The sequence below is a fragment of the Micromonospora sp. NPDC093244 genome (genome assembly GCF_040683695.1).
GTDB lineage: Bacteria > Actinomycetota > Actinomycetes > Mycobacteriales > Micromonosporaceae > Micromonospora.
In genome coordinates this window covers 837097-857237 of record NZ_JBFBEO010000001.1, presented here as the reverse complement: position 1 = coordinate 857237, position 20141 = coordinate 837097, and the positions used below count along the sequence as shown (strand labels likewise).

Below are 20141 nucleotides of genomic sequence, written 5' to 3'. Positions count from 1 at the left end.
TCGTCACTGTCGTCGTCCCCCTTCGTCGTGCCCCCTGGACGGTGGCACGGGTATCTCAGTGGTGTCCTCGGCCTCGGCACGCCGTACCCCGCTGTAGAGCCGGGAAAGCATGCCGCCTACCGCGTCCGGGTCCAGGTCGTCACGCGCCGGGGCCGATTCGGGTCGGGCCGGGCGGGTGACCGCGGAGAGCTGCGCCATGGGCACCCGCATCGGCAGGCCCCGTTCGTTCGTGCCGGCGGTCACCGGAGTCGCCGGCGGCACGGCCGGCCCGGGCGACACCGGCGTGGACGGACCCTCGCGGGACCACCAGCCTCCCCCGGCGCCCGGCGCGCCGGCGGGGGTGAGCACGTCCTCGGCCCGTACCGGCACCGGTCGGGCCTGACGTGGCACGGCGGTCGCCGGCGGGCGGCCGGCCACCGGCAGGTCCAGCGACGCCATGACCGGCGTCGGGGCCGCCTGCTGCCGCTGCACACCCACCCCCCGGGCTGCGCCCGCGGCCACCATCCGGGCCGGCGCCGGCGGATCCAGCTCCACCCCGCCCGCCGGCGCCAGCAACGCGGCAGGCAACGCGAGCCTGGCGACCAGGCCGCTCTGTCCCCCGTCGAGCCGCACCCGCACACCCAGACGGGCCGCCAGGTGACTCACCACGAACAGGCCCATCCGCTCGACCGCCGCGACGTCCGCGGCCGGCGGGGTGGCCAGCACCTCGTTCGCCTCGGCCAGCGCCGCCGAGCTCATGCCCAGGCCACGGTCGACGATCTCGATCAGCGCGCCGGCGGCCTCCAGCCGCACGTCCACCACGACCACGGTGTCCGGGCGGGAGAAGGCCGTGGCGTTCTCCAGCAGCTCCGCGAGCATGTGCACCAGCTCACCGACGGCGTGACCGACCACGTGCACGTTCCCCACCGGCTCGATCCGCACCCGCCGGTACTGCTCGATCTCGGCGGCGGCGGCGAGCAGCACCGCGCCCAGGCCGACCGGCCGGTTCCAGCGGCGGGTGGAGTCGGTGCCGGCCAGCACCAGCAGGCTCTCGTCGTTACGGCGCATACGCGCGGCCAGGTGGTCCAGTTTGAACAGGTTCTCCAGCTGGTCCGGGTCGCTCTCCTCGCGTTCCAGGTCGTCCAGCAGCTCCAGCTGGCGCTCCACGAGCACCTGGCTGCGCCGGGCCAGGTTGACGAACATCGCGTTGACGTTGCGGCGCATCATGGCCTGCTCGACGGCGACCGTGACCGCGCTGCGGTGCACCGCCACGAACGCCTCCGCCAGCTCACCGATCTCGTCGAGGGACCGGACCACCGCCGGCGCGACGTCGATGGGCGGCACGCCTCCGGTGACGGTACGCAGCCGGTCCAGCGCGTCCGGCAGCTCGACCTGCGCGATCCGCAACGCCTGGCTACGCAGCAGCCGCATCGACCGGGCTACCGACCGCCCGACCAGCAGCGAGATCAGCAGGGCGACAAGCAGCACCGCGACGATCCCGCCGACGACCAGCAGGGTGGCCCGCAGCTGCCCGGAGCTGGCCTCGTCGGCCTGCCGGACGGCGTCGTCCAGCACCCCGGCCTCGACCTGTCGCAGCAGCTCCTGACGCTGCTCGCTGGCCGACCACCACTGCTCCGACGGCAGCACCTCAGGCGCGGCGCTCCCGTTGGGGAGGCTGCGCTCCTCCAGCTGGGTGGCGACCACGAACACCGGATCCACGGACGTCTCGTCGTACCGGCGGATCTGGTCGGTCGTCGCGGCCACCCGGAACGCGCCGAGGGCGGTCAACTGCTGGGCGCGCAGGTCGGCGAGGATCACCCGGTCCTCGGTGCCATACCTGCCGGCGCGGGACGCGGCGTACAGCTGCGACCGGACCCGGGAGGACAGCTCCTTAACCCGGGCCAGCTGCACGTAGCGCAGCACCGCGTCGTTCAACGCCGCCCGCCCCTGCCCCGGCGTCGGCTCGGCGAGCAGGTCGAGCAGCGCGCCCACGGCCCGGTGGTAGTTGCTCAGGATGGTGTCGTTGCTGAGCACCGCCGGCGGGATCGCCGGACGGATGTCGATCACCTGGTCGTACGCCTCCTGCGCCTCGGAGAAGGCCACCCGCCAGGACGCGTCGGCGTCGGCAAGCGGCTGCGCCGCCCGGCTCAGGTCGGCCATCGCCCGGTCGGCGGCCGTCTGCAGGGGCTTGAGCGTGGAGGCCGCGGCCTCCCGGTCGGCGCCCCGGCGCAGCTCGCCCAGCTCCCCCGCCGTACGGTCGCGTTCCTGCTGGAGCTGGTGCACCGCCGCGGTGATCTGCCTGCCGATGCCCACCTGACGGGCGAAGTCGTTCAACGCCGTCGTCCGCCCCACAAGCGTGCTGGTCTGCACACCGGCGAGCACCAGGAACGCCACCGACGGCACCACCAGCACTGTCGCCAGCTTGGTGCTCATCCGCCAGTCCCGCAGACGGAACGGGGACCGGCGTCGGTGTGGAACGACGCGGACGTCGAAGCGACGCCGGCGATGGTTCGACACCGTGCCGTTCGCCGGGTCGGGACCTGCCGCCACCCTGCCTCCTCCGTCCTACCGCGTCCACCGCGGTCCGGGGAGCGCAGTCCATCCAACCAGGCTCGGGAGCGCTGTCAACGGCCCGAACCAGGCAGGAGTTCAGGAAGGATACTGCGGGTGGGAACCTCCTGCCGTCGTCGGTGACGCCAGTTCGTCCATCCGGCCGATGTCGGCGAGCTCCACCGCGTCCCCGAAGCGGCCCAGCGCCACCAACGCCGCTCCGGTGGCGCCGATCTCCGGGTTGCGTTGGTGCGACACCGGTCGCGGTGCGAGCGCCGCGGCGAACGCCTGCCGCCACCACACCGACGCGGCCACCGCGCCTCCGCCGAGCACCACCTCGACCGGTTTGTCGATCGTGGACTCCAGCACTGTCAGGTCGTCCGCGACCAGTTCGCACAGCCCCTGCATCAGGCTGGCCAGGATGTCCACGCCTGTGGTGCTGAAGCTGAGCCCGCGCAGCTCACCGGAGCCCGCCGGGGCCAGGCCGGGGGGCCTGTCGCCGCCGAAACGCGGGTCGGCCGGCCGGGCGCCACCGGGCGGCACCAGAGCCAGCGCCGCGTCCAGCTCCGCGCCCCGGGGAAGCCGCAGCTCCCGGTCGGCCCAGGCGAACAGGTTGCCGCCACTGGAGTACGCCGCGCCGGTCACCACGTGGTCGTGGTCGACCCGGTAGCGCCAGAGCTGTTCGGGCAGCCGGGGCAGCGGCTCACCGGCGGGGACCCGCTGCATCAGTCGTACCGCCGCGGAGGTGCCCACGGTCACCGCGGCCCGGCTCGGATCGACGCAGCCCGAGCCGACGTTCGAGGCCGCGCCGTCGCCCACCGGCGGTGACCACCGCGCAGCCGCCAGTTGGGGCCAGCGGCGGGCCATGTCGGGCCGCAGGCGACCGTGCCAGTCCAGCTCGCCCAGCGGCGGCAGGTCCTGCGGTCGCGCCCCGGCCAGCGCCAGAGCCTCCTCGTCCCACCGCAGACTCCGCAGGTCCAGCAGGCCGGTGCCGGAGGCCTGGGAGACCGACATGGGCGCCGCCTCCAGCAGCTCGCCCAGCACGTACTCGGGCAGCCCGACGAACCGGGCGATCGGGGTGCCGGACCGTTCCCGCAGCCAGGGCAGCCGCACCGACCAGTAGGAGCGGTGCCACCAGCAGCCGGTGCGCTGGTGGAAGTCGTCCGCGTCGGCCGGCCCGGTCGCCCCGTCGGCAGGCGTCGGCCGGGTGTCCAGCCAGGTGACCACAGGTCCCAGCGGGGTGCCGTCGCGGTCCAGCGGGAGCACCGAGTGCCACTGGGCGGAGACCGCCACGAGATCGACGTCGCGCAGGTGGCCGCCGTCGGCCAGCTCGTCGAGGCACTCGATCAGGCAGGCGAGATAGCCGGGACCGGAGACCGTGCCGGTGCCGTCGTCGCCGATGGTGAGGCTGACCTTGCGCCGGGCCAGCGCACCGGGCAGCGGCTGGGTGTCGGCGTCCAGCACCAGCCCGCGTACCGAGGAGGTGCCCAGGTCGAGCGCGAGAATGTTCATCGCCGGTCAAGTTACCCGGTGCCAACGCGGCCGCGGGCGCGTAGGGTGGATCCATGCTCGCGCATCCGACCTGCTGGTGGCCCGCCGACCCGGCGGGCACCCTCCGCGCGTAGCTCCATCCACGCGGCCGCCACTTGAGGCGACCGCCGGATCTCCGGCCCCGGACGGCCGCCCCGAACGGCGGCGCCCCGGCCTGACGGAGACTCCGATGACCCACCTGACCGACCTGCTCGCCGCCGTGACCCGTGGCGCCGATCCGGGCCCCTTCGCGCTGCTGCGGCGCGAGGGCGCGGACGAGCTGGAGCTGTTCACCGGCACCGTCGACACCGTCGACCGGCTGGCGGACATTCCCCTGCCGCAGGGCACGCCCGGGGCGCGGACGCTGGCCGTGGTGCCGTTCCGACAGATCGCCGAACGCGGCTTCGCCTGCGTCGACGACGGCGCCCCGCTGGAGTGCCTCCAGGTCAGCGAGCACCACCGGATCCCGCTGGCCGACGTCCTGACCGACCTGCCCGACGAGGCGGTCCGCGCGGTCGACGCCTCGTTCGACGTCACCGACGAGGAGTACGCGCGGATCGTCGGCCAGGTGCTGGCCGAGGAGATCGGGCACGGCGAGGGCGCCAACTTCGTCATCCACCGCACCCTGCACGCCACGGTGCAGGGCCCGCCGCTGGTGGCCGCGTTGGCCGCGCTGCGCCGGCTGCTGGTCGCCGAACGCGGCGCGTACTGGACGTTCGTGGTGCACACCGGCACCCGGACGCTTGTCGGCGCCAGCCCGGAACGGCACGTCAGCGTCGACGACGGCCTCGTCATGATGAACCCGATCAGCGGCACCTTCCGGCCCCCCGGCGGCGTGTCCGACCGGGCGGCGCTGCTGCGCTTCCTCGCCGACCCCAAGGAGGTCGAGGAGCTGTACATGGTCCTCGACGAGGAGCTGAAGATGATGGCCACCGTGGCCGAGCACGGCGGCCAGGTGATCGGCCCGTACCTCAAGGAGATGTCCCACCTCGCGCACACCGAGTACCTGCTCGCCGGGCGCGGCACCCGCGACGTGCGGGAGGTGCTGCGCGAGACGATGTTCGCGCCGACAGTGACCGGAAGCCCGATGGAGAACGCCTGCCGGGTGATCGCCCGCCACGAGCGTCGCGGCCGGGGCTACTACGCGGGCGTCCTGGCCCTGCTCGGTCACGACGAGGCCGGCCGGCAGACGCTCGACGCGCCGATCCTCATCCGTACCGCCGAGATCTCCCCCACCGGTGAGCTGCGGGTGCCGGTCGGCGCCACACTGGTCAGGCATTCGACGGCGGCCGGTGAGGTGGCCGAGACGCACGCCAAGGCCGCCGGTGTGCTGGCCGCGCTCGGTCTCGGCCCGGCGGCGCCCGCCGGCGACCGGGGGGCGGTCGCGCGGCTTGCCGACGACCCGGCGGTACGCGACGCGCTTGCCGCGCGTAACGCGCCGCTGGCCCGGTTCTGGCTGGACCAGCGGTCGCCGGACGCACCGGGACTGCCCGGGCTGGTAGGCCGCCGGGCGTTGATCGTGGACGCCGAGGACACCTTCACCGGCATGCTGGCCCACCAGCTGGGCGCGTTGGGTCTCACCGTCACCCTGCGGCCGTGGCACGCCGGCGGCCCGGTCGACGACTACGACCTGGTGGTGGCCGGCCCCGGACCGGGCGACCCGGGCAGCCCGGACGAGCCGAAGATGGTGGCGCTGCGCGAGCTGCTGGCCGGGCTGCTCGCCGAGGGCCGGCCGACCCTCGCGGTCTGCCTCGGCCATCAGGTGCTGGCCGGGCTGCTGGGTCTGCCGCTGCACCGCCGGGACGCGCCCTACCAGGGGTTGCAGCGGGAGGTGTCGCTGTTCGGCCAGAGCCGCCGGGTGGGTTTCTACTCGACGTTCACCGCCCAGGCGCAGGCGGACCGGCTGGACACCGCGTACGGGCCGGTCGAGCTGGCCCGGGACGTACGCGACGGTGCCGTGCACGCGCTGCGCGGGCAGGGTTTCGCGGGGGTGCAGTTCCACCCGGAGTCGGTGCTGAGCCCGGACGGCCTCACCGTCCTGGCCGAACTGCTGGGCGGTCTGCTGCCGGCGAACCGGCCGGACGAGTTGCCCACGGCCGGCGGTCGGGCGTAGTCAGCCCTCCGGGCGGGTACGGCTGGGTGGGCCGGCGGCGCGCACGGGTCGAGAGCCCCCGTCCGCGTCGCCGGTCCCCGGCCGTGGTCAGCCGGCGGCCAGGCCCGCCTTCAGCGCGGCTCCCATCTGGACGGCGCGGCGTGCGGTGAGCGCGCACGCCCCCAGCGCGACGGCGTCCGGGGCGACTTCCCCGTTGTTACTCGTGTGCGACGGGCCGTACGGGTTGCCGGCGATGAACTGGCTGGTGTCGGTGTAGCCGGGGGTGACCACGACGCCACCCCAGTGGTAGAAGACGTTGAAGAGCGAGGTAAGCGTGGTCTCCTGGCCGCCGTGCGAGGTCGCCGTCGAGGTGAAGGCGGAGTAGACCTTGTTGGCCAGCGCGCCCTGCGCCCAGAGGGGTCCGGTGGTGTCGATGAACTGCTTCAGCTGGGCGGCCACCATGCCGTACCTGGTGGGCGCGCCGAGGATCACCACGTCGGCCCAGGCCAGGTCGTCGACCATCGCCTCGGGCACGTCCTGGGTCTCCAGGTGGTGCGCCTGCCAGCCGGAGTTGGAGCGGATCGCCTCGTCCGGCGCCAGCTCGCGCACCTTGCGCAGGCGCACCTCGGCACCGGCGTCCCCGGCGGCCTCACACACCGCCTGCGCCATCTGGTAGGTGATGCCTGTGGCGCTGTAGTAGATCACCGCTACCTTGGTCTGGGCAGCCATCAGATGTTCCCCTTCTCGTCCGGTTTCAGCTCCCGCGACTACCCGTGACCCGGGCCGACAAACGCCACCGGGGAGCTGCCGCCCGCACGACGGGCTCAAGTTTTCCGCAAGTTCCCGGTCATGGACGCCGCGCGACCGTCGCGGACAGCGATCCTGATGTCACCGGTGCCGACGGAAGCCATCCGCCGCCCCGCACCGGGAGCCTGAACGGGGGATCGCGCTCCGCCGGCAACGACGCTGGCGCAGCGCGATCAGGGGATGGCACGGGCCCGTCCGCTCAGCGGACCAGGGCCACCATCAGCCGTTCCAGCTCGGCCGCCGGGTCGGCGGTGAGCCCGGTGTGCACCGGCCCCGTCTGGATCATCGTGCTGCGGGGGGCGACCAGCCAGTGGAACCGCTCGCCCAGTCGCATCCGGGTCGCCGGCCCGTCACCGGAACATGTCCGGTCCCACGAGTCGAGCACCGCCGCCACTGCCGGCAGGTCGACGTCGGGCGCCAGCGCTTCGACCCGGTCGACGTCCAGATGGGTACGCGCGGACAGGAAGTCGCGCTGCTGGCAGTAGAGCAGCACGCCGACGTTGATCTGCTCGCCGCGCTCGATGCGGGGCACCAGCCGGATCAGCGCGTACTCGAAGGGATGCCTCACGCCACGCCCCCTGTCGGCAGCCAGTCCGCCGGCCGGGCGACGCGGCGGGACAGGTGCGCCACGTACGCGGCCCGCGCCTCGTCGGCGGAGTCGAAGTCGGCGGCGGTCAGCCACTGCGCCGGCACCAGGTCCAGCACCTCGGTGAGCAGTTCCGGGGTGACCTGCGGGGCCAGTTCGGCGTCGGCGTCGGCGAGCCGGTCGGCGTACGGCGCGAGCACGTGGTCGTCGGCCCGGTAGGCCCGGTGTACTGCGGCTTCGGCGCGGGGCCAGTTGTGGTGGAAGTACAGGGCCGCGCCGTGGTCGATGAGCCACAGCTCCCGATGCCAAACGAGCAGGTTCGGGTTGCGCCAGCTCCGGTCGACGTTCTCCACGTACGCGTCGAACCACAGCACCCGCGACGCGAGCATCGGATCGACGGGGTGCGCGACCGGGTCGAAGCCCAGCGCCCCGGGCAGGAAGTCCATCCCCAGGTTGGCGCCGCCGCTGTTGCGCAGCAGCTCCTGCACCTCCTGGTCGGGCTCGGCCCGCCCGATGACCGGGTCGATGTCGAGCACGACCAGCGGTGGTACGCGCAGCTCCAGCCGGCGGGCCAGCTCACCGCAGATCACCTCGGCGACGAGCGCCTTGGGCCCCTGCCCGGCACCGGAGAACTTCGCCACGTACGTGCCGAGGTCGTCGGCCTCGACGACGCCCGGGAGCGAGCCGCCCTCGCGCAGCGGGGTGGCGTAGCGGATCGCGGTGACCTGGCGGAGCACGCCGCCCACACTACTGTGATCTCCGAGGGCGCCCGCCGGGAGTGCCGACACGTGTCACCGCGGTTGCGCCAGGCCCCGCAGGAGCAGGGCGACCAGGCGTCGGGGGTCGTAGCGGGGGTCCTTGTCGCCGCCGATGCAGAGGTTGCCGATGCCGCGCATCAGTTCGAGCGCGCCGGTGCCGGCAGTGATCTCGCCGGCGTCGACGGCGGCGTCGAGCAACTGCGCGCAGACGGGCACCAGGTTGTCGAGGAAGTAGGTGTGCAGGGCGTCGAAGCCGCCGGTGTCCGATTGCAGCGCGTTGGCGAGGCCGTGTTTCGTGACCAGGAAGTCGATGAAGAGGTCTACCCACTGCCGCAGCGCGGCGAACGGGGAGTCGGCGCTGGCCAGCAGCGCGGGGCCGGCCTCGGCGCAGGCCTGCACCTGGTGCCGGTAGACGGCGACGACGAGGTCCGCCCGGGTCGGGAAGTGCCGGTAGATCGTGCCGATGCCGACTCCGGCCCGGGCCGCGATCTCGCGGATCGGGGCTTCGACGCCGGAGGTGACGAACACCGCGGCGGCGGCGGTGAGCAGCGCCTGCTGGTTGCGCACCGCGTCGGCCCTCTTGCCTCGGGCTGGCATCTGCGGGGACTGGCTCGTCGCCGACACCGGTTCTCCTTCACACGGACGGTTGGCAAAGCGGATCAGCGTTCCGTATAGTTTTAGTGGAACGACGATCCGCTTTGACTGTAGCGGAAGCAGGAAACGTCCTGCCCGGCCCCACCGCGCCGGCTCCGCACCAACAGCCCGGGAAGGCATCACCATCATGAACGCACCCACTCACGTCGCCGACACCAGCAACGCCCCGGTCCTGTCCGTCAGCCCGATCGTGCTGCCGGCTCCCGGCCGCGCCGTGGACCTGCAGGTACGCGTCTCCGCACCGATGGCCGGCAGCGACTTACCGATCATCCTGCTCTCGCACGGCCACGGGCAGTCGAACAACCTCTCCTCGCTCAACGGCTACGGGCCGCTGGCCAACTACTGGGCGGCGCACGGCTTCGTGGTTATCCAGCCGACCCACCTGGACTCGAAGACACTGAGCCTCGATCCCGCCGACCCGGACGCCCCGCTCTACTGGCGGTCACGGGCCGAGGACATGACACGCATCCTCGACCACCTCGACGCCATCGAGGCCGCCACTCCGCAGCTTCACGGTCGCCTGGACCGGAGCAGGGTGGCCGTGGCCGGGCATTCGATGGGCGGACACACCGCGAGCCTGCTGCTGGGAGCGCGACTCACCGACCCCCGGGACGGGACGCCTCTGAACCTGGCCGAGCCCCGGATCCGGGCGGGGGTGCTCCTCGCCGCGCCTGGTCGGGGCGGGGACGCGCTCACCGAGTACGCGAAAAGCTTCTCGTTCTTCCAGAGCACGGACTTCTCCACGATGACGACACCGGCGCTCGTCGTCGCCGGTGACAGGGACGCCTCCGAGCACCTGACGGTTCAGGGTCCGCAGTGGCACGCCGACCCGTACGTCCTCTCCCCCGGCCCCAAGTCTCTCCTGACCATCTTCGACGCCGAGCACGGTCTCGGCGGGATCTCCGGCTACGACGCTGCCGAGACCACTGACGAGAACCCGCGGCGGGTGGCGGCGGTCCAGGCGCTGACCTGGGCCTACCTCCGCAGCGCGCTGGACCCCGAGGATTCGGCGTGGCAGACGACGTGCGCCGAGCTGACCTCCGGAGCCGAGGCGGTCGGACGGGTCGAGTCCAAGTAGGCCCGGTCGGGGGCCACGGCACGCCGTGGCCCCCGACCATCGGGCCCCACTGTCAGTCGAGCTTGTCGCGCAGGTCGTCGACCTGCTGCTGGAGACGGTCCACCGCGCCCTCGTTGTTGACGAAGGTGGTGATGCCCGCGGCGAGACCCAGACCGATGAGCACCGCGAGGATGCTCAACACCAGGCCGCCGATGGACACGCCCCGACCTGTCACCCCGGGCCGTTGGCTCATCTTCAGGCCGACGATGCCGAGAATGATCCCGATGATGCCCAGCACCAGCCCGATCCAGGCCAGGATCGCGGTCAGCACGCTGAGCAGGCCGGCGACGCCGAAGACCAGAGCGAAGGTGGCGGCCGCGCTCGTCTTCGCGCGGGCGTCCCCCCGATGGGTCCGGGACCCGGCCGATGTGCCGGCACCCCGGGCCGGCTCACTTGCGGCAGTCATGAGACTCCCTTCCGCACGCGCGGCGCGCGTACTTCCGGCCGGCCGCTTTCCCACGTCGACCACCGTTACGCCTCGCACCGGCACGAAGTGTCGGCGCCGCCACCTAGGCTGGCGGCCCGGCCACCGGAAAGGGGCGTGCGATGCCTGCCGACCTCAGCGCCGCCGAAGCGCTGGCACTGCGGATGACCAGCCTGCTGCTGCGTCCGCATCCCGGCACCCAGCCCGGCACCGTCGCCGAGGTGGTCGAGTGGTTCGGCGCGATGCAGGCTCAGGACCTGGCCAGCGGGTTGTGGTCACTGGGCGCCCGACTGCCCGGTTCCCGCCTGACCGACGTGCAGGAAGCGCTGGAGCGGCGCGAGGCGCTGCGCACCTGGCCGATGCGGGGCACCGTGCACCTCGTCCCACCCGCCGACGCGCGCTGGATGCTGGAGGTGACAGGCGTCCGCTCGCTGGCCGGCGCGGCGACCCGCCGGGCACAACTCGGTCTCACCGACGTCGACGCCGACCGGGCGGTGGACGTCCTCGGTGCCGCGTTGACCGGGGGCGGTCGACTCACCCGGTCGCAGTGCCTGGCCACCCTGCGGGAGGCGGGGCTGGGCACCGACGGTCAGCGCGGCTACCACCTGCTGTGGTTCGCGAGCGTACGAGGGGTGACCTGCGTGGCCCCGAACGTCGGCACCGAGCAGACCTTCGCGCTGCTCGACGAGTGGGCGCCCGCGCCACGCCAGCTGGACCGGGACGAGGCCCTCGCGGTACTGGCCCACCGCTACGTCCGGGGGCACGGCCCGGTCACCGACCGCGAGTTCGCGGGCTGGACCGGCCTCACCCTGACCGACGCGCGACGCGGCCTGACCGCCGCCGGCGACGCGCTGAGCACGGTACGGGTCGACGGCCAGCCGATGTACGTGGACGTGGCGCTCGCGGACACGCCGCGCACCCCACTGGACGAGGTGCGGGCGCTGCCCGGGTTCGACGAGTACCTGCTCGGCTACCGGGACCGCACGCTGATGCTCGACCCCGCCCACCAGGCCGCCGTCGTGCCGGGCAACAACGGGATCTTCCAGGCCACGGTGGTCCACGCCGGTCGCGTGGTGGGTGTGTGGAAGCGCCGGATCGGCAGGTCCACGGTCACCGTGACGATCCAGCCGCTGACGCCCCTGACCGCCCCGGCGCGCACCCGGGTGGAGCACGCACTGGGCCGGTACGCCGACTTCCTCGGTCTGCCGCCCCGCTTCGAGTGGCAGGCCTGACCGACAAGCGCGCCGGCCGTGGCGTGGCGTCGCTCAGCGCGCCGGCCGGGGCCGGGCCTCGGTCAGCAACGCGGCGATCCGGGCCACCCGGGGGTCGGAGCGGATCTGCGCCACGGTGGCCGGCAGCGGCAGTCGCCAGTTCGGATACTCGTCGACAGTGCCTGGCATGTTGGGCTGGCGCACCTCGCCCAGCACGTCGTAGAGGGACACACCGAGCAGCCGGGACGGGCTGGCGGCGAGGGCCGCGTGCATCGCCACCACAGCCTCCTCGCCGTCGGGCGACAACTCGCCGTCCGGCAGCAGACCCTCGGCGCGCAGCATCGTCAGCAACAGCTCCCGCTCCTCGGCGGCCCGCGTCCGCTCGACAGCCGTGTCGGTGCTGAGCAGCTTCAACTCGTCGCGTACCCGCACGTGCTCGCCGGTGAGGAATCCGGGTGCGGTGGGCAGGTCGTGGGTGGAGATGGTGGCGAGCGCGTTGCGGGGCCACCGGCTCGGCGGGACGAAGCCGCCCTCGTCGTCGCGGGCGAACCACAGCACGGTCGAGCCGAGCATGTTGCGCTCCCGCAGGCCCCGGGTCACCGCCGGCTGGACGGTGCCCAGGTCCTCGCCGACGACCACCGCGCCGGCCCGGTGCGCCTCCAGCGCGAGGATGCCAAGCATCGCCTCGGCGTCGTAGCGCACGTAGGTGCCGTCGGCCGCGCCACCGCCCGGCGGCACCCACCACAGTCGCCACAGCCCGGCGACGTGGTCGACACGCAGGCCGCCGGCGTGCCGCAGGGCCCGGCGCAGCATGTCCCGGTAGGCCGCGTACCCGGTGGCGGCGAGCCGGTCCGGTCGCCACGCGGCGAGCCCCCAGTCCTGCCCGAGCTGGTTGAAGTCGTCAGGTGGGGCGCCGACGCGTACGCCCTGGGCCAGCACGTCGGCGAGCTGCCAGCCGTCCGCGCCACCCGGGTCGATGCCGACGGCGAGGTCGTGCACCACGCCGACCGGCATCCCGGCCGAGCGGGCCGCCGCCGTGACCGCGTCGAGCTGCTCGTCGCACAGGTGTTGCAGCCAGGCGTGGAACGCCACCCGGTCGGCGAGCTGGCGGCGCTGCTCGGCGACCGCCGCCGAGTCGGGGTGATGCAGCTCGGCAGGCCAGGCCCGCCAGTCGTTGCCGTGCCGCTCGGCCAGCGCGCACCAGGTGGCGAACGACGCCAGCGCCGGGTCCGCGTCGAGGTCCACCGGTTGTGCGTACGGGTGCAGCAGCTCCAGGGCGTGCCGTTTGGCGGCCCACACCTCGTCGTAGTCGATCAGGTCGCCACGGTCGGGGCGGAGGGCGTCGACGATCGCGCGGGTCGGCGGGTCCGCCGCCCGGTACGCGGCGGTGGCGCCGACGCGCAGGTAGAGCGGGTTGACGAACCGCCTGCTGGCAGGTGAATACGGTGAGGCGGCGACCGGGTGCGACGGGCCGACGGCGTGCAGCGGGTTGAGCAGCACCAGCCCCGCGCCGTTGGCACCGGCCCAGCCGGTGAACTCGCCGAGGTCGCCGAGGTCGCCCATGCCCCAGGAGTGTTCTGAGGTGAGCGCGTAGAGCTGGAGCATCCAACCCCAGGTGGAGGGCGGCTCCGGCAGCCGTCGGGGCACCACGACGAGCGTCACCTCACGCCCGTCGCAGGCCAGCCGGTGCCAGCCCAGCGGCAGGTCCCCCGGCAGCTCGGCGTCGACCGCCCGGCGGCCCCCGTCCTCGAGGGTCACCACGCCGGGGCCGGGTAGCGCCCGGGTGGCGCCGTGGGTGAGCACCACTGTCGGCGGCAGCGCGGCCTCGTCGACGGCGCGTGCGGCGGCGAGCGCGTCGGCGATGGCGGCCGGGCTGGTGGCGTCCACGCCGAGCAGACCCAGGACACCCACGACGGTTTCCGGGGCGACCTCGACGCGGCGGTGCCGCCAGTCCTCGTACCAGGTGGACACGCCGTGCGCGTTGGCCAGCGTGGCCAGTCGTCGGTTCATCCGTCCCCCGCTTCACGACGCGACCTGCGACCACCTTGCCACGACCGGGCACGCGGCGCAGGACACGACGGGGCCGGCGGGCGAACCCGCCGGCCCCGTCGCGGTGGACGCGGTCAGTCGGCGAGCGCGCCGGCCGCCCGACCCTCGTGCAGGGTCAGGTTGCGGCCGGTGCTCGGGTCGAACAGGTGGATCTTCTCCAGGTTGAACCAGACCCGACGGGTCTGCCCCTCGGTGACCGGGGACTCGGCGGACAGCCGGGTGACGAGGTTGCCGCCGGCGCCGGCGAAGTCGGCAGCGCCCGCGTCGGCTGCCAGCTCCTCCAGCTCGGCGGCGCTGGCCTTCTCCCCCTCCACAGTGAAGTAGACGTACTTGTCCGAGCCCATCGACTCCACGATGTCGGCGGGCGCCTCGAACTCCAGGCCCCGCCGGCGGGTGTCGTCGTCGACCAGTTCGGCGTCCTCGAAGTGCTCGGGGCGGATGCCGAGGATCAGCTCGCGGGGCGCGTCGGCGGCCTCCAGCTCGCGGCGGACCCGGTCGCCGAGCGGCACGTCACCCAGCGCGGTGTGCAGCCCGCCGTCCTGCACGGCAGCGTGCAGGAAGTTCATCGACGGCGAGCCGATGAAGCCGGCCACGAAGAGGTTGCGCGGGTGGTCGTACAGCTCCTGCGGCGGGCCCACCTGCTGCACCGCGCCGCCCCGCATGATCACGACCCGGTCACCGAGGGTCATCGCCTCGGTCTGGTCGTGGGTCACGTAGACGGTGGTCGTGCCGAGCTGCTTCTGGAGCCGGGACACCACGGTGCGCATCTGCACCCGCAGCTTGGCGTCGAGGTTGGACAGCGGCTCGTCCATCAGGAACGCCTTGGGCTGGCGGACGATCGCCCGGCCCATCGCCACCCGCTGCCGCTGCCCACCGGAGAGGTTGGCCGGCTTGCGGTCCAGCAGGGGCGTCAGCTCCAGGACCTTCGCCGCCTCGTCGACCTTCTGGTTGATCGTCTCCTTGTCCAGCTTCGCCAGCCGCAGGGGGAACGCCATGTTCTCCCGCACCGTCATGTTCGGGTACAGGGCGTACGACTGGAACACCATGGCGATGTCCCGGTCCCGGGGAGCCTTGTCGTTGACCCGCTGGCCGCCGATCCGCAACTCGCCGGAGCTGATGTCCTCCAGACCGGCGATCATGTTGAGGGTGGTGGACTTGCCGCAGCCCGAGGGGCCGACCAGGATCACGAACTCGCCGTCGGCGATCTCCAGGTCGACGTCCTGCACGGCGACGGTCCCGTCCGGGAACTTCTTGCTCACCTTGTCGAGCACGATGTCAGCCATGACTACTCACCTATCCCTTGACTGCGCCGGAGGTCAGGCCGGACACGATGCGGCGCTGGAAGAAGAGGACGAACAGGATGATCGGTACGGTGATCACCACGGCGGCGGCGCAGATCGCCCCGGTGGGGTCCTCGAACTGCGACGCGCCTGTGAAGAACGACAGCGCGGCCGGCACCGTGCGGGACCGCTCGGTGGAGGTCAGCGAGATGGCGAACAGGAAGTCGTTCCAGCAGAAGATGAACACCAGGATCGCGGTGGTGAACAGGCCTGGTGCGGCCAGCGGGGCGATCACCCGGCGGAACGCCTGGGCCTGGGTGGCGCCGTCCATCTTCGCGGCCTTCTCCAGGTCCCACGGAATCTGCTTGAAGAACGCCGACAGCGTGTAGATCGCCAGCGGCAACGCGAACGTGATGTACGGCAGGATCAGGCCCGGCCAGGTGTCGAAGATCTTGAGCTGACGCTCGATCTCGAACAGCGGTGACACGAGCGACACCTGCGGGAACATCGCGATCAGCAGGGAGACGCCGACCAGCAGCTTCTTGCCCGGGAAGTCCAACCGGCTGATCGCGTACGCGGCCATCGCGCCGAGCACCACCGCGATGAGCGTGGCGATCAGGGCGATTCCGATCGAGTTGATCAGCGCCCGGACGAACTGGTCGGTGTCGAAGATCGTCTTGTAGTTGTCGAGCGTCCACTCCCGGGGGATGAACTTCCCGTCGGTGAGGGTGGCCGGCGTCTTGAACGACAGCGAGGCGATCCACAGGACGGGGACCAGCGCGAAGACGACCACGAGGACGTCCAGCAGACCCCAGCGCAGCTTCGCCCGCGTGGTGGTTTCGACAGCCATCTCAGCGCCTCTCCCCGTCGTCGCTGCCGGGGGCAGCGGTACCGAACAACTTCACGAAGACGAAGGCGATGATCGCCACGGTGATGAAGATCAGCACCGACATCGTCGAGCCGATGCCCAGGTTCAGACCCCGGATCAGGTTGTTGTAGGCGAGCATCGACACCGACGAGGTCTCGTTGCCGCCGGCGGTCAGCACGAAGATGTTGTCGAAGACGCGGAACGCGTCGAGGGTGCGGAACAGCAGCGCGACGAGGATCGCCGGCTTCATCACCGGCAGCATCACCTTCGTGAACTTCTGCCAGGCGGTCGCCCCGTCGGTGGAGGCGGCCTTGAGCAGGTCCTCGGGGACCAGCGCCAGCCCGGCCATCAGCAGCAGTGCCATGAACGGCGTGGTCTTCCAGATCTCGGCGAGCATGATGATCGCCAGGGAGCTGGCCCGCTCGGTGAGCGGCGCACCGTCGCTGAACAGGTCGGCCAGGTAGCCGGTGCCGGGCGTCCAGGCGTACCGCCAGGAGAAGGCGGCGACGACTGTGACGATGCCGTACGGGATGAGCGCAGAGGTCCGCACCAGGCCACGCCCGACAAGTGTGCGGTGCATGATGATCGCCAGCCCCATGCCGAGGACCAGTTCCACGGCCACCGTGACCACGGTGATCAGCGCGGTCACCCCGAACGCGGTCCACCAGAACTCGTTGGTGAGCACGGTGACGTAGTTCTCCAGCCCGATGAACTCGCGCTGGTCGGGAAAGCGCAGGTCGTAGCGCTGCAACGACAGCCAGACCGAGTAGATGATCGGGTACGCGGTGACCGCCACCATCACCAGCGCGGCCGGTGCGCAGAGCAGCCAGCCGAGCCTGCGTTCGGCCTTCTTGTTCTCGCTCAGCGGCGCCTTTCGGCGTCCGCCGCCGCGCTGGGCGGGGACGGTCGGCGTGGCGGTCTCGTCGGCGACGGTGTCCGCGCCGGCCGGCGTGGCGTTGATGCTCACGGCAGGACCCCCTTGGACTGGAGGGCGTCGGCGATGGCGTCGCGCAGCTCGTCGGCGGTCTGTTGCGGACGGATCGCCGACGGCGGGGACAGGATCGCCGACATGACTGTGGAGATGCTCTGGTAGGCGGGGGTCAACGGCCGCGTCGCCGGCTCCTTCAGCTCCTCCAGGATGGTGTCCTTCATCGGGTACGCCTCGGTCATCTCCGGGTCGTCGAAGACCGCCTCGATGGTCGGCGGCACGCCGTCGTTGATGGCGGAGAACTTCTGGTGCTCGGCGCTGCGCAGGCACCGGGCCACCTCGAACGACAGGTCCGGGTGCTTGGAGTACGAGCTGACGGCCAGGTTCACGCCGCCGATGGTGACCTTGCTGGGGGTGCCTTCGTCGACGCCGGGCACGCGGGCCCAGCCGACCTGCTTGGCCAGGTCCGGGTTGGCCTCCTGAAGGGCGGGATAGACGAACGGCCAGTTCACCTGGAACGCGCCGGCGCCGGACTGGAACTCCAACCGGACCGGGTCCTCGGTGGCGTTGCTGAACGACGGCGAGGTCACGCCCGACGTGGCGAAACGCTGCAACTGCTCCAGCGCCCGGACGGTGCCCTCGTCCATCACTGCCTGCTTGCCGTCGTCGGAGAGGATCTTCCCGCCGGCGCTCTCGGCCAGGGTGTTGTAGAGCACGACCAGTCCCTCGTACTGGGCGCCCATGGTCAGCACCTGGTGCGGCTTGCCCTGGTCCTTGAGCTGCTGGGCCGCGCTGATCATCTGGTCCCAGGTGGTGGGCGGCTGCGGCACCAGGTCCTTGCGGTACCAGAGCAGCTGCACGTTCGTGTTCTTCGGCGCGGCGAAGAGCTTGTCCTCGTAGCGGGCGGTGTCCAGCGGCCCGGCGAGGGTGCCCTGCTCGACCTCGGCCTTGTCCTGGCCGGTCCACTCCCGGATCCAGTCGGCGCTGGCGAACTCCTGGGTCCAGGTGACGTCGAGACCCAGGACGTCCATTCCGGGGTCCTCGGCGGCCAGCCGGCGCACCATCTGCACCCGCTGGTCGTCGGCCTGACGCGGCAGCACTCGGTATTCGATCTTGTATCGACCCTGGGCCTGCGCGTTGCAGTCGTCGACGACCTTCTGCAGGTTCTGCTCCGGTGGGTAGTACAGGTTGATCGTCGGCGTACCGCCGCTGTCGTCGCCGCCGCACGCCGCCAGCGGCGCGACAAGCGCCAGCGCGGCGGCCGCCGCCCCCAGCCGGACAACCGGCCGCCGTCGGTGTCGAGCCGCTTCGGGGTCTGTCATCGCCCTCCCCCTCTCTTCGGCGAAAGACCGGGGAGGGCATCCGTGCCCCGGCGCACGGCGAGACGATTCCGAGCCGGTGAGCTGCGAAAACTCCGGCGCGAACGCTCTGTAACGGCTACTCTGCCCCGCCCGTGAAGTCGCGAAACCTGGCTGTCACGGCTAGCGTGCGCACCGCCACCGGCCCTCTGTGCCCCACGCCACGCTCGCGGGCGCCACGGTTCTCGCCCGTCGCCTGTCGCTCCGCGAAGGCCGGGTCGTTCCCGACACCCCCACACAGACGGCGGGCAGAGCGTCAGCTGCGGGCCCTCGCCCAGGAGAGGAAGCGCTCGGTCATCCGGGTCGGCGGATGATCCGGGTGGAGCTGGGTGAGCTGGTTCGTCGCCTCGTGCATCAGAGTGCCCAGATAGATCAGCAGTGCGGTCCGGTCGGTCCGGTACTCCGTCAGCAGAGCGAGCTTGGCCGGTTGGCAGGGCCACTCGATGCCACAGTTCCGGCACCGCCACAGCGGGCGCATGGCGACGTGCGGGACGGGCGGCCGGACCACCATCACCGCCACCGCGCCGAGGGCGGCTTGACCATCGCAGTGAGCACAGTGACCTCCTCGGGAACGGGGATGGGGCCGCTCCCGCAAGGGGGGAACGGGAGCGACCCCGGGTGCAGAGCCCACCGCCGCCATTCCGGCCACCGGCGGACCCGCCACTGGTGACAGTCTGGTGATGACGCGACTACCGTCGATACGTGCTCGCGCCATCCGTGCAGCTCAGCGGTCCAGGTGAGCACTCATGAGGGACACGCCGAGCCAGACTGAGCGAAGGTTGGGGAACCGATGGGGACTGTCACCGACTACGTGCTGGAGGAGTTGCGTCTGCTCCGGGCGGCAACCGGGCTCAGTCAGGACGACTTCGGCCGGGGCATCGGCTATTCGGGTTCACACGTCAGCTCGGTGGAGACCGGCGGGCGGCCACCCACGAAGGAGTACATGAGGGTTGTCGACACCCACCACCAGACCGGCGGGCGCTTCCTGCGCATGCTGGAGGGGTTGGCCCGGCTCGACGCCGAGCCGGCCTGGCTGCGCGAGTGGATCGAGTTCGAGCGGGAGGCGACGACGCTGCGCTGGTTCGAGTTGGCGTACGTCCCGGGCCTGCTCCAGACCGAGCGGTACGCTCGCGCGACGCTGGCCGGTGGCCGGTTCGACGCCGAGGACGTGGACCGCATCGTCGCCTCCCGGCTGGAGCGCCAGGCGATCCTGCACCGCCCGCGCCCGCCGCAGCTCATCGCCGTGCTGGACGAGGCGGTGCTGCGCCGGCCGGTACTCGACCAGCCGGGTCTCATGGTCGAGCAGTGCGAACACCTGGCCCAGTTGGCGACGGCGGAGCATATCCAGGTGCACATCGTGCCGGTGGATGCTGGGATGTACCTGGGGCTCGCCGGTCAGTTCATCATCGCCGAGATGCCCGACGGTGAGCGGGTGGCTCACGCCGACAACCAGCTCACCGCGCAGTTCGTCGATGCACCGACCGACGTCGCTAAGCTGGCGAAGACGTGGGAGATCGTGCGGAACGAGGCGCTCCCCCGCCGGCAGTCAATCGACCTGATCAAGGAAGTGGCGAAGTCATGGGCATGCTGACCCCACAGTGGCGAAAGTCGACCCGGTCCGGCGGCAACGGCGGGTCCTGCGTCGAGGTCGCCGACAACCTGCCGACCGTGGTGCTGGTGCGCGACACCAAGGACCGCGACGGCGGCACCCTGCGCGTCGACCCGGCGGCCTGGAAGGCCTTCGTCGGGTACGCCAAACAGCACTGACGCGAACCCCGGAGGCACCCGCCCGACCACCTGCGCCGATCTTGCAGTTTCTGTCGCCGAAAAGCGTCGAATGCCCCCTACGTCGGGACGGTAAGTGCAAGATCGCGGCCAGGGTCCGGACGCGGCCTCGAGCCGCAATGACTCCGCCACGCGGCGCTTGTTCCACGGGTACCCCGTCCGGAC

At 72.0% G+C, this 20141-nt stretch carries 18 protein-coding genes; 5 read left to right on the top strand and 13 right to left on the bottom strand.

What is annotated here, in order from left to right; translation table 11 throughout:
• Nucleotides 1-3: 3 nt before the first annotated feature.
• Nucleotides 4-2412: a nitrate- and nitrite sensing domain-containing protein gene (locus AB0N27_RS03910; RefSeq protein WP_364362856.1), complete on the bottom strand. Its 2409-nt coding sequence runs from the start codon at nucleotides 2410-2412 to the stop codon at nucleotides 4-6.
• Nucleotides 2413-2628: 216 nt separating this feature from the next.
• Nucleotides 2629-4041 carry a gluconokinase gene (locus tag AB0N27_RS03905; RefSeq protein ID WP_364362855.1) on the bottom strand — a complete coding sequence of 471 codons (1413 nt, stop codon included), beginning with the start codon at nucleotides 4039-4041 and terminating at the stop codon, nucleotides 2629-2631.
• 208 nt (nucleotides 4042-4249) lie between these two features.
• On the opposite strand from AB0N27_RS03905, the gene AB0N27_RS03900 reads away from it, so the two are divergent.
• Entirely contained in the window at nucleotides 4250-6172 is a 1923-nt protein-coding gene (locus AB0N27_RS03900; protein ID WP_364362854.1) for an anthranilate synthase family protein, read from the top strand.
• A gap of 87 nt (nucleotides 6173-6259) precedes the next feature.
• Here AB0N27_RS03900 and wrbA read toward each other — a convergent pair whose 3' ends face one another.
• The 4 genes from wrbA to AB0N27_RS03880 all read right to left on the bottom strand — a co-directional run bounded on the left by wrbA (nucleotide 6260) and on the right by AB0N27_RS03880 (nucleotide 8899).
• On the bottom strand, nucleotides 6260-6880 hold the full coding sequence (gene wrbA, locus AB0N27_RS03895; protein ID WP_364362853.1) for an NAD(P)H:quinone oxidoreductase: 621 nt from the start codon (nucleotides 6878-6880) through the stop codon (nucleotides 6260-6262).
• A 277-nt stretch (nucleotides 6881-7157) separates the two neighbouring features.
• The gene (locus AB0N27_RS03890; protein WP_364362852.1) at nucleotides 7158-7526 is read right to left on the bottom strand and encodes a DUF3037 domain-containing protein; all 369 of its coding nucleotides are present in this window, start codon (nucleotides 7524-7526) and stop codon (nucleotides 7158-7160) included.
• Nucleotides 7523-8281: a HipA family kinase gene (locus AB0N27_RS03885; RefSeq protein WP_364362851.1), complete on the bottom strand. Its 759-nt coding sequence runs from the start codon at nucleotides 8279-8281 to the stop codon at nucleotides 7523-7525. Before AB0N27_RS03885 ends, AB0N27_RS03890 begins: the two co-directional genes overlap by 4 nt.
• Nucleotides 8282-8335: 54 nt before the next feature.
• Nucleotides 8336-8899 carry a TetR/AcrR family transcriptional regulator gene (locus AB0N27_RS03880; RefSeq protein WP_364366034.1) on the bottom strand — a complete coding sequence of 188 codons (564 nt, stop codon included), beginning with the start codon at nucleotides 8897-8899 and terminating at the stop codon, nucleotides 8336-8338.
• Nucleotides 8900-9083: 184 nt separating this feature from the next.
• On the opposite strand from AB0N27_RS03880, the gene AB0N27_RS03875 reads away from it, so the two are divergent.
• Nucleotides 9084-10034 carry a chlorophyllase gene (locus AB0N27_RS03875; protein ID WP_364362850.1) on the top strand — a complete coding sequence of 317 codons (951 nt, stop codon included), beginning with the start codon at nucleotides 9084-9086 and terminating at the stop codon, nucleotides 10032-10034.
• Between the two features lie 52 nt (nucleotides 10035-10086).
• Here the strand turns inward: AB0N27_RS03875 and AB0N27_RS03870 are convergent, their stop codons facing one another.
• Nucleotides 10087-10479, bottom strand: a complete 393-nt coding sequence (locus tag AB0N27_RS03870; RefSeq protein WP_364362849.1) for a hypothetical protein — start codon at nucleotides 10477-10479, stop codon at nucleotides 10087-10089.
• A 140-nt stretch (nucleotides 10480-10619) separates the two neighbouring features.
• Here AB0N27_RS03870 and AB0N27_RS03865 point away from each other — a divergent pair, with 140 nt between their 5' ends.
• Nucleotides 10620-11729, top strand: coding sequence for a winged helix DNA-binding domain-containing protein (locus AB0N27_RS03865; RefSeq protein WP_364362848.1), 1110 nt, complete (start codon nucleotides 10620-10622; stop codon nucleotides 11727-11729).
• A 33-nt stretch (nucleotides 11730-11762) separates the two neighbouring features.
• Here the strand turns inward: AB0N27_RS03865 and malQ are convergent, their stop codons facing one another.
• The 6 genes from malQ to AB0N27_RS03835 form a co-directional block, all read right to left on the bottom strand.
• Nucleotides 11763-13718 (bottom strand): 4-alpha-glucanotransferase, encoded by a 1956-nt coding sequence (gene malQ, locus AB0N27_RS03860; RefSeq protein WP_364362847.1) that lies wholly within the window; start codon nucleotides 13716-13718, stop codon nucleotides 11763-11765.
• A gap of 113 nt (nucleotides 13719-13831) precedes the next feature.
• A complete protein-coding gene (gene ugpC / locus AB0N27_RS03855) occupies nucleotides 13832-15040 on the bottom strand; it encodes a sn-glycerol-3-phosphate ABC transporter ATP-binding protein UgpC (RefSeq protein ID WP_364362846.1) in 1209 nt (402 codons plus the stop codon).
• Between the two features lie 10 nt (nucleotides 15041-15050).
• A complete protein-coding gene (locus tag AB0N27_RS03850) occupies nucleotides 15051-15887 on the bottom strand; it encodes a carbohydrate ABC transporter permease (RefSeq protein ID WP_364362845.1) in 837 nt (278 codons plus the stop codon).
• Between the two features lies 1 nt (nucleotide 15888).
• Nucleotides 15889-16872 (bottom strand): sugar ABC transporter permease, encoded by a 984-nt coding sequence (locus AB0N27_RS03845; RefSeq protein ID WP_364362844.1) that lies wholly within the window; start codon nucleotides 16870-16872, stop codon nucleotides 15889-15891.
• Complete coding sequence (locus AB0N27_RS03840; protein WP_364362843.1) at nucleotides 16869-18155, bottom strand: ABC transporter substrate-binding protein; 1287 nt, start codon at nucleotides 18153-18155, stop codon at nucleotides 16869-16871. Before AB0N27_RS03840 ends, AB0N27_RS03845 begins: the two co-directional genes overlap by 4 nt.
• Nucleotides 18156-18447: 292 nt before the next feature.
• Entirely contained in the window at nucleotides 18448-18702 is a 255-nt protein-coding gene (locus AB0N27_RS03835; protein WP_364362842.1) for a flavin reductase, read from the bottom strand.
• A gap of 279 nt (nucleotides 18703-18981) precedes the next feature.
• Between AB0N27_RS03835 and AB0N27_RS03830 the strand changes: the two genes are divergently transcribed.
• Complete coding sequence (locus AB0N27_RS03830; protein WP_364362841.1) at nucleotides 18982-19782, top strand: helix-turn-helix transcriptional regulator; 801 nt, start codon at nucleotides 18982-18984, stop codon at nucleotides 19780-19782.
• A complete protein-coding gene (locus AB0N27_RS03825; RefSeq protein ID WP_354823334.1) occupies nucleotides 19776-19958 on the top strand; it encodes a DUF397 domain-containing protein in 183 nt (60 codons plus the stop codon). The genes AB0N27_RS03830 and AB0N27_RS03825 overlap by 7 nt, the downstream gene beginning before the upstream one ends.
• Nucleotides 19959-20141: the final 183 nt, after the last annotated feature.

Bases quoted from the DNA above. Each gene is read 5' to 3' on its own strand.
- malQ (WP_364362847.1), bottom strand. From the start codon at position 13,718: ATGAACCGACGACTGGCCACGCTGGCCAACGCGCACGGCGTGTCCACC.
- AB0N27_RS03905 (WP_364362855.1), bottom strand. From the start codon at position 4,041: ATGAACATTCTCGCGCTCGACCTGGGCACCTCCTCGGTACGCGGGCTG.
- AB0N27_RS03835 (WP_364362842.1), bottom strand. From the start codon at position 18,702: ATGGTGGTCCGGCCGCCCGTCCCGCACGTCGCCATGCGCCCGCTGTGG.
- AB0N27_RS03865 (WP_364362848.1), top strand. From the start codon at position 10,620: ATGCCTGCCGACCTCAGCGCCGCCGAAGCGCTGGCACTGCGGATGACC.
- wrbA (WP_364362853.1), bottom strand. From the start codon at position 6,880: ATGGCTGCCCAGACCAAGGTAGCGGTGATCTACTACAGCGCCACAGGC.
- AB0N27_RS03900 (WP_364362854.1), top strand. From the start codon at position 4,250: ATGACCCACCTGACCGACCTGCTCGCCGCCGTGACCCGTGGCGCCGAT.
- ugpC (WP_364362846.1), bottom strand. From the start codon at position 15,040: ATGGCTGACATCGTGCTCGACAAGGTGAGCAAGAAGTTCCCGGACGGG.
- AB0N27_RS03875 (WP_364362850.1), top strand. From the start codon at position 9,084: ATGAACGCACCCACTCACGTCGCCGACACCAGCAACGCCCCGGTCCTG.
- AB0N27_RS03825 (WP_354823334.1), top strand. From the start codon at position 19,776: ATGCTGACCCCACAGTGGCGAAAGTCGACCCGGTCCGGCGGCAACGGC.
- AB0N27_RS03910 (WP_364362856.1), bottom strand. From the start codon at position 2,412: ATGAGCACCAAGCTGGCGACAGTGCTGGTGGTGCCGTCGGTGGCGTTC.
- AB0N27_RS03840 (WP_364362843.1), bottom strand. From the start codon at position 18,155: ATGACAGACCCCGAAGCGGCTCGACACCGACGGCGGCCGGTTGTCCGG.
- AB0N27_RS03870 (WP_364362849.1), bottom strand. From the start codon at position 10,479: ATGACTGCCGCAAGTGAGCCGGCCCGGGGTGCCGGCACATCGGCCGGG.
- AB0N27_RS03880 (WP_364366034.1), bottom strand. From the start codon at position 8,899: ATGCCAGCCCGAGGCAAGAGGGCCGACGCGGTGCGCAACCAGCAGGCG.
- AB0N27_RS03850 (WP_364362845.1), bottom strand. From the start codon at position 15,887: ATGGCTGTCGAAACCACCACGCGGGCGAAGCTGCGCTGGGGTCTGCTG.
- AB0N27_RS03830 (WP_364362841.1), top strand. From the start codon at position 18,982: ATGGGGACTGTCACCGACTACGTGCTGGAGGAGTTGCGTCTGCTCCGG.